Raw genomic sequence first — 11,802 nt, forward strand, 5'->3', positions numbered from 1 at the left:
CTGGATGATTGATGCTTGCGCCCTGATTGTAAGGCTGGCCCTATCTATCCGCACCCGGGGGAAACGTGATTTTAGTAACACAAAAAATCTAATAAAGGGCCTACTTCACCTCGTCGCGCGTCGGTGTATCCGCACCGACGCGCGTGACGGTGATGGCAGCGGCGCGGGCCGCAAAGGTGAGGATCTCGCACCACTCGGCTTCGCCCAGGGCCAACAACTTCTCGCGGTCTAAGTCGAGGCGCTCAAACTCCGCGAGGAGCGCCGCCATGACGGTGTCGCCGGCGCCGATGGTGTCGGCCACCTCCACCTTCGGGGCGGCCACGGTGAGTTCACCAAACGGGGCCCGGATGCTGATCCCCTCGCCGCCGCACGTGGTGATGACAACGGGCACCTCGCTCACATCGCCCATGAAGTCCACCTCGGCGTCGCTCATCTTGAGCACGGTGATGTGCGGCAGCATGATGCCCAAGAATTCGCGGTGCTCAGGGGTGTTGTAGATGGTCCTGATGTTGGGGTCCAGGCAGCACACCACGCCGTTTTTGTCAGAGGCGGCGCAGGCCTCGGCGTAGCGGCTGGCGGCGGGTTCCAGCGCCAGCGAGACGGTGCCAAAGCTCGCAAAACCTTCGGTGGCCGGTTCTGGTTCGGCACAACGGTCGGCGGTGCCGTCCACGTAGAACTGGTAGGAGGCGGAGCCGTCCTCGGCGATGGAAGTCACCGCAAGTGTGGTGGGCTGGTGGCCGCGCAGAACCTGTGAGGTATCTACGCCGGCCTCCTCCAGGGCGTCGACAAGCTTTTGACCAAAGCCATCGGAGGATAAACGGGAGACAAACCGGGTGGTGCAGCCCAGCCGGCCGCAGGCGCGGGCGACGTTGAAGGGGCCACCGCCGAGGGCTGGGACCAGCGGGGCGAGCGGTGCAGGGGACTGGGGGACCAGGTCAATGAGGCCTTCGCCGTACACGGTGATCATAGGTTCACCGTACACTGAAACCATGACCTACCGCCCCCTTTTCCACCTCACCGCGCCCACCGGTCGGCTCAATGACCCGAACGGTGTCACCCTCCTCGGCGACCAGCTGCACGTGTTCTACCAGCACGACCCCGCGTACGGAATCGGGCCCAAGCGCACGGGCTGGGGCCACGCGGTCACGTCCTTATCTACGGGCGGAGGAGCCTGCTCCGACGCCTGGCGCCACCTGCCCGATGCCCTCTACCCCGACGCCCCCTACGACAAAAACGGCGTCTACTCCGGTGGCTCCGTCACCCTCCCCGACGGCTCCATCCAGCTCTTTTACACCGGCAACCTCAAGGTCGACGGCCTCCGCCACGCCACCCAGAACCGCGTCTTCGTCACCGATCTTTCCGCCCCCACTGGTGGTTCCTTCCGTCGTGACCCCTCCAACCCGCTTATCGACGCCCCCGCCCCCGGTTTCACCAACCACTTCCGCGACCCTCAAATTATCCAGCTTGCTGACGGCCGCTACCGCATGGCGCTCGGCGCCCAAAGCACCGACGGCCACGGCCACATCGTCATCTACTACTCCCGCGACCTCGCCACCTGGGACTACGCCGGGCCCCTCGTCTTTGAGGGGCTTTCGCCCCGCCTGGCCGAAAGCTACATGTGGGAGTGCCCCAACCTCATCCGGCTCCGCGATTCCGCCGACGGCCAGTGGTACGACCTCGCCGTTTTCTGCCCCCAGTTCGAGGGCTCCGACGAGTGCGTGTGGGTCCTCGGCACCTTGGAAGGTCTAACTTTCAACGTTATTCGCAACGCCGCCCCTGTCGACCACGGCCACCAGTTCTACGCCCCCCAGCTCATCGAGCTTTCCGACGGCACTGCCCTCATGCTCGGCTGGATGGGCCTGCCCGGCAAGGACGACGCCTCCACCTTCGAGGCCGAGGGCTGGCTCCACTGCCTCACCGTGCCGCGCCGGGTCACGCTTCGCGCAGGCGCGCTCTACCAGGAATTCCTCACCTCGGCCCCCCTTACATCTAGCCACCCCGCCGTTACCTGGGACCCCGCCACCCGCACCGTCACTGTTAACGACGGCCACGCCCCCCGCTCCGCCCACCTCCCCGACGGCATCGACCCCGACCTCCGCATCCTTGCCGATTCCTGCGCCCTCGAAGTCATCGCCGGCGGCGGCCTCGTCGCCTTTTCCTCCATGCTCTACTAGCCCCGCCCGGCAAAACTGCACACCAATATGGTCTGACCACTTCTAAAATCCCTGATGGTTAGTTCTGCTACATCGGGTTGTGCCAACTTTTTCTTGAACGGGCGGGTGTGTGCCCGCGCGCGGTGCCAAAACTGGGCACTGAACGCCGCGGCTGGTTTTAAAACCCCAGCTGGTCAGATCTGCTACTTGGTTCCGTGCCCACTTTTGGCAACCGCCCCGCCTTTCCGTGGCCGGATCCAGGTCCGCCCGGCAAAACCGCACACCGATATGGTCCGACCACTTCTATAACCCCAGCTGGTCAGGTCTGCTTCATCCGGTTGTGCCAACTTTTTCTTGCACGGCCATTCCAGCCCGGCCAACCCCCTCTCCCGGTAGCCCTTCTGATGCCCGCTACCCCACAGCTAAACCCGGTTTCCCACGCGGATTAAGGGTTGCTTTAGCCCGTTCCAACGGCGAAAATAAAAAAAGGAATTTACATCACACTAAATAAGGATTGTTTGATGGAACACAAGGACGTAGCGCGCCGCATGCTCACTGCCATTGGCGGCGAGGATAACATCGTCGGCGCTGCTCACTGCGCCACGCGCGTCCGCATGGTGCTCAAAGACATGGACAAGGTGGACGTGCCCGCCCTGGACAATGACCCGGACCTCAAGGGCACGTTCGAGACGGGCGGTATGTTCCAGGTCATCGTCGGCCCGGGCGATGTGGACATTGTTTTCGACGAGCTGGACAAGATGACCAGCAAGAACATCGCCGTCTCCACCGAGGAGCTCAAGGGCGTGGCGGCGAAGCAGGGCAACTGGTTTACCCGGGCCATTAAGGTGCTCTCGGATATTTTCGTCCCGCTCATCCCGATCCTCGTCGGCGGCGGCCTCCTCATGGCCCTCAACAACGTCCTCACCGCCGAGGGCCTCTTCGGCCCGAAGTCGCTGGTAGAGATGTTCCCGGCCATCGAGGGCGCGTCGGGTATGGTCAACCTGTTGGCGTCGGCGCCGTTCGCGTTCCTGCCGGTCCTTGTTGGTTTCACGGCCACCAAACGCTTCGGTGGTAACGAGTACCTCGGTGCCGGCATGGGCATGGCGATGGTGTCGCCCGCGCTCATCAACGGCTACGAGGTGGCCAACGCGATGAACGACGGCTCGATGCAGTACTGGGACCTCTTCGGCCTCTCTGTCGCGCAGGCCGGCTACCAGGGCTCGGTCCTGCCTGTGCTTGCGGTCGCCTGGATTCTCGCGATGATCGAGAAGTTCCTCCACTCTAAGCTCAAGGGCACCGCTGACTTCCTTATCACCCCGGTCCTCACCCTCCTCATCACTGGTTTCATCACTTTCATCGCCGTCGGTCCGTTCATGCGCCTGCTTGGCGACGCCCTCATCTCCGGTCTCCAGACCGTCTATGATTTCGGTGGCCCGGTGGGTGGTTTCCTCTTCGGCTTGGTGTACTCGCCCATCGTCATCACTGGTCTTCACCAGTCGTTCCCGCCGGTCGAGCTTGAGTTGTTCAAGCAAGGTGGTTCCTTTATCTTTGCGACGGCCTCCATGGCCAACATTGCGCAAGGTGCGGTGGCCCTGGCGGTGTACTTCCACGCCAAGAGCGAGAAGCTCAAGGGTCTCGCCGGTTCCTCTGGTATTTCCGCCGTCTTCGGCATCACCGAGCCGGCCATCTTCGGTGTGAACCTGCGCCTGCGCTGGCCGTTCTACATCGGCATGGGTGCCGCCTCCATCGGCGGTATGCTCATCGCCATTTTCAAGATCAAAGCCGTGGCCCTCGGCGCGGCCGGCTTCATCGGTGCCGTGTCCATCCGGGCCACAGACATCCCGATGTTCCTCGTGTGCGCCGTCATCACCTTCATCATCGCCTTTGTTGCCGCCTTCATTTACGGCCGCTACCTCGTGTCCAAGCACGGTACGATCGACCCGGATGCCCCGGATCCGGCCGCCGCTGGAGTCGCTTCCTCCGCCACGGCCGGTGCGGCGGCGACGGCCGCGTCAGCGGACGCGCTTCGCCTGGTCTCCCCGCTCACCGGGGAGGCGATCAATCTGACGGAGGTCTCCGACCCGATGTTTGCCCAGGGCAAGCTCGGTAAGGGCGTGGCCGTTATCCCGACCGTCGGGGAGCTGCGTGCGCCGGTGTCCGGCAAGGTGACGGTGACGTTCCCCTCGGGCCACGCGTACGCCATTAAGACTCAGGGGTCCGACGGCAAGAACGTGGAAATCCTCATGCACATCGGTTTCGATACCGTCAACCTCGACGGGGAACATTTCACGGCCCACGCGAAGAAGGGCGACGAGGTGCAGGTGGGAGACCTGTTGTGCGAGTTTGATATTGACGCCATCAAGGCTGCGGGTTACGAGGTCACCACGCCGGTCGTCGTGTCCAACTACAAGAAGCTGGGCGATATCATCCCGCTGCCGGAATTCGTCTCTGGCCGGGAGATTACTGCCGGCACCGAGGTGCTCGCCGTGGAGCCTAAGCCCGTGGTGGCGGCTGAGTAGGATAGGTATCATGAATCCGATCGAGCAAGCTCAAGTAGACCCCATTATTGCCGCCAACCGCCTCGCTCAGGCGATTGTGCAGCCACCGATGAAGAGCGCCATCTTCCTGTCCATTTGTATTAAGGAGGGCCAGGAAGCAGACGCCCTCGGCGCGCTGGCCGGCGTGTCGGGGCTGGTCAACGCAGTGGGCTACCGCGCGCCGGAGGCGAACCTGACGTGCGTGACGGGCATTGGCGCGGAGTTCTGGGATCGCGCCCTCGGTACGGAGAAGCCCGCAGGTTTGCACCCGTTCCGCGAGGTCGTGGGCGATAAGTACACGGCCCCGTCCACCCCAGGTGACGTGTTCTTCCACATTCGCTCCCACGAGTTCGATCGCTGCTTTGAGCTCACTCGTCGCATCATGGATGCTTTCGGCGACGCTGTCGCCGCCGCCGACGAGGTGCAGGCGTTCCGGTACATGGATAACCGCGATCCGCTCGGCTTTGTCGACGGCACGGAGTCGCCCGTCGATCACGACGCCGCCGAGGCCGCTCTCATTACCGAGGGCCCCTGGGCTGGCGGTTCCTACATCGTCGAGCAGAAGTACACCCACGACCTGAAGAAGTGGGATGCGCTGCCCGTGGAGGAGCAAGAGAAGGCCATCGGCCGCACGAAGTTTGACGATATCGAGTTCGACGAGGACGTCAAGCCCCACAACTCCCACGTGGCGCTCAACAGCGTCAAGGACGCTGAGGGTAACTCCCTGGAGATCGTCCGCGATAACCTCGCTTTCGGTTCGGCCGCGGGTGAGCAGGGCACCTTCTTCATGAGTTACGCCGCCGACGTGCGCGTCACCGAGCTCATGCTGCGCCGCATGTTCATCGGTGAGCCTCGCGGCAACTATGACCGCATCCTTGATTTCTCCACGGCCCTCACCGGCGGCAACTACTTCGCCCCGCCGCAGGACTTCCTCGATTCCATCGAGGACCACGCCCGCGAGGGTCTCATCCCGGAAGGCGAGGAGGAGGCCAACCCGCTGCAGCCCGCGACGGAGCTCTCCGCCGCTGAGGGACTGTACTAACTTTTTGTTTCCTGGCCCCGGTTACCGCTTGCGGTAGCTGGGGTTAAACAATTCCAAAACAATTTCTACCTGCGGGTGTGAGGAATTGTGGGGATTAATTGTTGGTGAATTGTTGTAAACAATTCCCCCACAATTCTCCAGGAGGCCGGAAAATACCGACCTGGGTGTATGCAGAAGAAATTATATTAGAAAACGGGGAATCGGGGCATAAGTGGGGATAAAAACAATTCCAAAACAATTTCTACCTGCGGGTGTGAGGAATTGTGGGGATTAATTGTTGGAGAATTGTTGTAAACAATTCCCCCACAATTCTCTGTATAGTGGTCACTGTGGATATGAACCAGCCTCTTCGAAGTGACACCAGGGATTTTAAAGAACTACCGTGGCTTGTCCGGGCTGCCCTGGAGTCCGTATGGGAGGGCCAGACAGGGGACTCCGTGGAGGGGCAGTTCCTGGAACTGAAAGAAGATCCGGCGGTACACATGGATCATCGGGCGGCTGATGCCAAACTCGTTGAGATCCTGGTCGACGAGACTGTGTGCCTTGCAAATGGTGATGGTGGAGAAAAGCATCTCATCATCGGGGTTGCTGACAAGAAGCATGGTCCAGAGGCATTCACTGGTTCGAGTCGCGATATTCAGTGGTTGAGAAAGAGGATTTTCGACCGTACCAGGCCCAATCTCACGGTGGATGCCAGCACCTTCTACTTTCACGATGTGCCATTGGTGTGGATTAGGGTTCCGGAAGCGCTCGCTTTGTACACTCGCACGGACGGAGCTGCAAAGCGTCGAGTGGGCTCGAGTTGTGAGGTGCTTAACGAGGAGCAGCGACGGGAGCTCTCGTGGAGGAGACGAAACCCGGACCGCACGTCGGCTCCGGCGAATATTTCGTTGGGGGATCTCGACCCATTAGCCATCGAGAGTGCCCGTATTTTGCTCGCGCGAAAAAGGCCCGATTATGAACCGCCACAGACATCCCTTGCTCTCCTTGAAGGCCTGGGCCTTCTTACTGCCGACGGGCAGCCAACCTTCGCTGCGTTTCTCCTGTTTTGCCCGGGCCCACAAACTGAATCCCGGGTGGAGCACTATTACAGAGAAATGCCTGGTGCGGAGCCGATCGTTCATACGTTTAACGATCCTCTCATCTTGGCCATGGGAAAGGTGAAGAGGCTCATCTCCGAGCGCTCGTCTTCAGAAATTGCCCGAATCACCTACCCTTCCGGGCAAGAGGTGGCTATCCCAGAGTTTCCTGCAACCGCGGTAGACGAAATTGTCACCAACGCCTTTGTTCACCGTGATTGGGAGATACACGGGCCAATCATTATTGAGCAATCGACGTCGTATTTGAGCGTTGTTTCGCCGGGCCCCCTTCCAGAGGGCGTACGAGAGGATCGTCTGCTGACCACCCGATCTGTACCGAGAAACCCCCTGCTGATGGCGGGAATGAGGGCGTTGGGACTTGTTGAACAGCAATCTCGTGGATTCGATCGCATCTGGCTGTCCCTTCTTAATTCGGGCCGACGTCCGCCTCGTACCCAATCAGACCAGATCGATTTCACTGTTGCCATGGCCGCAGGGAAACCAGATGTCGGATTCATCAAGGCGGTGGACGAGGTGCGGACGGCTTTCCAGGTGAATGTAACCGCGAGTGTCAACGCCATGCTCGTGTTGCGGTACCTCTTTGATCACCCGCTGGTGACAGAGCACGTCGCGGAAACTGTCATGCAGGCGAACTCGTACTCGGTAAAGGAGACATGCGAGTGGCTGGAACGTATCGGGATCATCCAAAAAGTTCCAAACTCCGCAACAGAGTGGGTGTTGTCGGAGAAAGTCGCCCGCATCTACTCCCCATACAACGGCATCGATGCCGATAAAACCGCTGTGAGTTTGGAGGAATGGATCGTCTCCGCACTGGAATCGGGTGAAAGCCTTGAAGCCAGTTCCGTCGCGGCACAATTTGGTGTGTCGCGGGAACACGTCACCGAGATTCTTCGCCACCTGCGAAACAGGGGTACCGCACGTATCGATCCGAACGGTCCGCAGCGTGGCCGCGGGACGCGGTGGATTCAGGTCTAGGCTAGCCGCCGTGCATGACGGTGACGTGCGCAACCAGGCCGGGGACGGGCCGTCGACAAGCGGGGAAACCTAGTCCTCGTCCGTCCACGTCCGGTAGGGCTCGGCGCCGTCGGAAAGGTCGGAGGTGCCGGAGAGGTCGGACTGGATGTGGATGAACTCGAAGTGCCGCTCGACCAGGTCGAGGACGTTATCGATGAGGGCCTCCTCGGGGTAGCCGAAGACGTCGTAGCCAAGCGAGCCGGACAGGTCGAATACCTCGAGGCGGTAGTACGTGTCACTCGGCGCGTTCTTTCCGCCGAAGGACGGCACGTCCGACTTCACGGGGTACACCTGGAAGCGGAAGTCCTTCTCCTCCCCGAGCGCGATGCCGAGGTCGAGCTGCGGGATGGGGCAGTCGGGGACGGGGGAGCGCAGGAGGGTCACAGTTTGGCCCGCTTTTTCTAGCTCGTGGGCGACCTTCTCCAGGGCGGGCTGCACCGTGTTCTCCACGTAGGCGGCCACCTTGTCCGTGGCGGGGTAGGTGACGGCGCGGCGCAGCCTCGTGCGCCACGATTGCGTCCCGGTTCGCCCGCTCATCGCGCCGTGGAGGGCGATGATGCGAGACTTGTCCTGGAAGGATTCCAGTTGCAGCGACTTCATGAGGCTCGCCATGATCATATAGATGACGATGGTGAACGGCAGGCCCATGACGATGGTGGCCGATTGCACGGTGCTCACGCCGTCGATTTGCAGCATGACCAGGGTGAGGATGCCGATGATGGCGCTCCACAGGATGCGCGACCACGTGGCGCCGTCCTGCTGTGAGTCGGTGATCTTGGCCGTGAAGTTGCTGAGCACAAGCGCCCCGGAGTCGGCGGAGGTGATGTAGAGCAAAAGGCCGATGATGGTGGTGAGGAACACGAGCACGGTCCCGCCGGGGTAGCTCGCGATGAGCTCGTAAAAGCCACGCTGCGGCTCGTTCATAGCGATCGCACCGAATTCGGCGTCGCCGCCACGGATGCGCTCAAGCGCGGAGTTACCAAAGAAGCTCATCCACAACAGGATGAACAGGAACGGGATGGTGAGCGTCCCCACTACGAACTGGCGCAGGGTGCGGCCGCGGGAAATGCGGGCCAGGAACAGTCCCACAAACGGCGCCCAGGCCACCCACCAGGCCCAGAAGAACAGGGTCCACGATTGCAGCCATTGGTTGGTGGCCTCGGGTGTATCGGAGAACGCGTACGTGTCCATCGTCCAGCTGGGGAACGTGGACACGTAATCGCCGATGTTCATGATGATGGCGTCAAAAAGGAACGCCGTCTTGCCGGCGACTACCACGTACACCATGAGCCCGATGGCGAGCAGCACGTTGATTTCGCTCAGCCGCTTGATGCCCTTGTCCACGCCGCTGACAGCGGACAGGGTGGCGATTCCCACGGCCAAAATCACCAGAATCGCCTGCGCGCCGGGGCCTTCCTCCAGGCCAAACATGAGTTTCAGCCCGTAATTGAGCTGCACCACGCCGATACCGAGCGAGGCGGCGATGCCGAAGGTGGTGCCCAGGGTGGCGGCGATGTCCACCGAATCCCCGATCGGCCCGTGGATCCGCTTGCCTATGAGCGGGTAGAGGGCGCTCCTGATCGCCAGCGGCATGTTGAGCCGGTAAGCGAAGTACCCAAACGCCATCCCCATGAGCGCGTACAGGGCCCACCCCGTGATGCCGTAGTGGAACATGGCGAACACGACGGCATCCTCTGCTGCCTGTCTGGTTTCCCCGCCCCCTTGCGGTGGGTTGAAGTACATCGTCACTGGCTCCGCGACGGAGAAAAACATGAGATCCACACCGATACCGGCGGCGAAGAGCATCGCCGACCAACTGAAAATGCCAAACTGCGGGCGTGAATGATCCGGGCCTAGTCTGATCGTGCCGGTGTGGGAAAAGGCGATGAAGAGCACGAACACCACGGCGGCGGTGGCGGTGAGGATGTAGAACCAGCCGAGGTTGGTGGAGATCCACGTGGTCACCGTGCGCAGCACCGTGGCGGCGGAGGTGCGGGCGAAGAGCGCCCAGGCCGTCAGCGCCACGATGCCGGCCACGGAGAGGAACAACACGGGGCGGTTGACGCGCGGTGGGCTCGAGGTGTGGTGGCCGTAGGTGGACGGATCGTCCACGCTGTAGTGGCCCACGATGGGTTGGGGTTTATAGGCTTCTTCGTCTGTTTCCTGGGGACCAGGATGCACGGTAACAGCAGCTCCTCGTGTTGGTTCGTGGTACCTGGTCATGGCACGCAGCACCGCTGCGGGTGTACAGGTTGCCCCACTGGGGGTGGTGAATTGACTAGCCAAGCGGTACCGAGGCACTCTAATACAGGGCGAAATGACAGGGGGAAACTGAACAATTCTCACGTGCGTCTCATAAACGCGGCGTAGCGTACCCCGTAACGGGGGTGGTGAAGGTCGTCGTGCCGGGTGTGAAAAAACGCTGTTGGCCTGCAAATGCTGTGGTGAAATAAAAACTTAGAAAAAAGTAAGAAATTAGTGAACGAGTCGCCACTTTTTTTAGCGCCGCTCCAGCTAGGGTAATCCGTATGAATACGTGGGATAAGCATGAACTTGTGCGCAGGGTTCGTGAGAAAAGCCGCGGTGCCGGGCGGGTGGCCGGCGCCCGCTCCAGCGCAGGAACAGTAGTCATCGCGACGAGCGTGGGAGGGGTGTGTGCGGAGGTCCTGGCCCTCGCGCAGCTTCTGGGCCAAGAACCGAACGGCGAGGTGGAGGCTATCGTCGCGATGGACGGAGGGCGGATTGTCGCCCCGTGCGGATCGTGCCGCCAGGCGCTCTATGATCACAACCTGGCTCTCAGTGTCATCGTCGCCGCGGAGAAGGTGGTTACCGCCAGGGATTTGCTGCCCTATGCGGATGCCACGGTCGCCGAGCGCGAGGAGCCACTCGCCATGCCGTCTCTGCCCGAGCTTTCCGAGCGCACGCGCTCCATTTGGGATGAGTTCAATGCGGCCCGGGAGGAGCTCTTCGGCAGCACTAGCCTGTTTAGCGGTTCTAGCACGGAGGACGCTACCCCTGGTTACAGCGCGGCCGCGTTGGGAGAGGGGGAGCACCGCCACAGCCTGCGCTCGTACGGCAGCGCCGGCACCGGTGCTGCGCCTGAGGCGGACATCGCCAGCGCCCCCACCACGACGTGGTCCACGAGCACGTACGATCGGTCCGCCTTTGAAACCGGGCCGGTAACCGAGCGCTGGGGTTGGGGGGCATCGTGGGCCAAGTAATGTACATCTCCATTGCGCTGCCGTTTCCCCGCAAGAGGCGGAGGCTCGCCAAATCGGACAAGCCCTGGTGGGATTTCCCCCGCGGGCGGTGGAATCTTCCCCACGGGCCGGCCAACCGCCGCAATACGCCGGGCGACCGCAGGCCGTAACGGCACATTTCCGCCCAAAAGTAATAGCAACCTTAATAAAAGGTAAGAAAATAATAGATTTTCGCGCGCCGGTGCGGTAACCTAATCCGGGTGAAAATCTGGGAGAAGAATGAACTATTGCGCGAGGTCAACCGCCGCTGCCGGGCCGGGGGTTCGGCAGCCGGCGTGCGCACGTCCAGCGGGCGCATCATTGCAGCCAGCGCCGTCGGCCCGCTGTGCGCGGAGACGATCGTCCTTGCCCAGGCCCGCGAGGCGGATCCCTACGGGCGGGTGACGGGGCTCCTCGTCATGGAGGACGGCGAGGTGGTCGCCCCGTGCGGTGCGTGCCGCCAACACATCCTTGACCTCGACCCCACCATCGAGGTCGTTGTCGCCGGCGAGGCCATCGTCACGGCCCGCGACCTGCTTCCCTTTGCCCGCGTCCCCGCCACGGCCACAGGTGCCACACCCCGTACGGCACCGAGCCGGGAAACCGACGAGCAGCCATTCACCTCCTACGTCAGCAGCTTCGTCGCCGCGTCCTAGTGGCACCGGGCCACCGGACCGTCAGGCCGTCACGCCTGCACGCAATCGCGCCGGGCCAATA

The 11,802-nt window shown here is 61.9% G+C and carries 9 protein-coding genes; 7 read left to right on the forward strand and 2 right to left on the reverse strand.

The features are described 5' to 3' along the window. Positions 1-100: 100 nt before the first annotated feature. On the reverse strand, positions 101-967 hold the full coding sequence (locus tag HMPREF1219_RS09240; RefSeq protein ID WP_016458655.1) for a carbohydrate kinase family protein: 867 nt from the start codon (positions 965-967) through the stop codon (positions 101-103). A 22-nt stretch (positions 968-989) separates the two neighbouring features. On the opposite strand from HMPREF1219_RS09240, the gene HMPREF1219_RS09245 reads away from it, so the two are divergent. The 4 genes from HMPREF1219_RS09245 (at position 990) to HMPREF1219_RS09260 (ending at position 7,807) form a co-directional block, all read left to right on the forward strand. Then, on the forward strand, positions 990-2,174 hold the full coding sequence (locus tag HMPREF1219_RS09245; protein WP_016458656.1) for a glycoside hydrolase family 32 protein: 1,185 nt from the start codon (positions 990-992) through the stop codon (positions 2,172-2,174). 500 nt (positions 2,175-2,674) lie between these two features. Further along, a complete protein-coding gene (locus HMPREF1219_RS09250) occupies positions 2,675-4,672 on the forward strand; it encodes a sucrose-specific PTS transporter subunit IIBC (RefSeq protein ID WP_016458657.1) in 1,998 nt (665 codons plus the stop codon). A 10-nt stretch (positions 4,673-4,682) separates the two neighbouring features. Continuing rightward, complete coding sequence (locus HMPREF1219_RS09255) at positions 4,683-5,732, forward strand: Dyp-type peroxidase (protein WP_016458658.1); 1,050 nt, start codon at positions 4,683-4,685, stop codon at positions 5,730-5,732. Positions 5,733-6,067: 335 nt separating this feature from the next. Continuing rightward, entirely contained in the window at positions 6,068-7,807 is a 1,740-nt protein-coding gene (locus tag HMPREF1219_RS09260) for an ATP-binding protein (RefSeq protein ID WP_245554454.1), read from the forward strand. A gap of 69 nt (positions 7,808-7,876) precedes the next feature. Here the strand turns inward: HMPREF1219_RS09260 and betT are convergent, their stop codons facing one another. Next, the gene (gene betT, locus HMPREF1219_RS09265) at positions 7,877-10,027 is read right to left on the reverse strand and encodes a choline BCCT transporter BetT (RefSeq protein WP_016458660.1); all 2,151 of its coding nucleotides are present in this window, start codon (positions 10,025-10,027) and stop codon (positions 7,877-7,879) included. A 347-nt stretch (positions 10,028-10,374) separates the two neighbouring features. Here betT and HMPREF1219_RS12320 point away from each other — a divergent pair, with 347 nt between their 5' ends. From HMPREF1219_RS12320 to HMPREF1219_RS09275, 3 genes are all read left to right on the forward strand, one after another. Then, positions 10,375-11,067, forward strand: a complete 693-nt coding sequence (locus HMPREF1219_RS12320) for a cytidine deaminase (RefSeq protein ID WP_016458661.1) — start codon at positions 10,375-10,377, stop codon at positions 11,065-11,067. Next, a complete protein-coding gene (locus tag HMPREF1219_RS12880) occupies positions 11,067-11,216 on the forward strand; it encodes a hypothetical protein (protein WP_016458662.1) in 150 nt (49 codons plus the stop codon). Before HMPREF1219_RS12320 ends, HMPREF1219_RS12880 begins: the two co-directional genes overlap by 1 nt. A 90-nt stretch (positions 11,217-11,306) precedes the next feature. Next, the gene (locus HMPREF1219_RS09275; protein ID WP_016458663.1) at positions 11,307-11,741 is read left to right on the forward strand and encodes a cytidine/deoxycytidylate deaminase family protein; all 435 of its coding nucleotides are present in this window, start codon (positions 11,307-11,309) and stop codon (positions 11,739-11,741) included. Positions 11,742-11,802: the final 61 nt, after the last annotated feature.

Source organism: Corynebacterium pyruviciproducens ATCC BAA-1742, from assembly GCF_000411375.1.
Classification (GTDB): domain Bacteria; phylum Actinomycetota; class Actinomycetes; order Mycobacteriales; family Mycobacteriaceae; genus Corynebacterium; species Corynebacterium pyruviciproducens.

What these genes read in the sequence shown, in the direction of transcription:
- HMPREF1219_RS09240 (WP_016458655.1), bottom strand. Translation starts at nt 967, where the DNA reads ATGATCACCGTGTACGGCGAAGGCCTCATTGACCTGGTCCCCCAGTCC.
- HMPREF1219_RS09245 (WP_016458656.1), top strand. Translation starts at nt 990, where the DNA reads ATGACCTACCGCCCCCTTTTCCACCTCACCGCGCCCACCGGTCGGCTC.
- HMPREF1219_RS09250 (WP_016458657.1), top strand. Translation starts at nt 2,675, where the DNA reads ATGGAACACAAGGACGTAGCGCGCCGCATGCTCACTGCCATTGGCGGC.
- HMPREF1219_RS09255 (WP_016458658.1), top strand. Translation starts at nt 4,683, where the DNA reads ATGAATCCGATCGAGCAAGCTCAAGTAGACCCCATTATTGCCGCCAAC.
- HMPREF1219_RS09260 (WP_245554454.1), top strand. Translation starts at nt 6,068, where the DNA reads ATGAACCAGCCTCTTCGAAGTGACACCAGGGATTTTAAAGAACTACCG.
- HMPREF1219_RS12320 (WP_016458661.1), top strand. Translation starts at nt 10,375, where the DNA reads ATGAATACGTGGGATAAGCATGAACTTGTGCGCAGGGTTCGTGAGAAA.
- HMPREF1219_RS12880 (WP_016458662.1), top strand. Translation starts at nt 11,067, where the DNA reads ATGTACATCTCCATTGCGCTGCCGTTTCCCCGCAAGAGGCGGAGGCTC.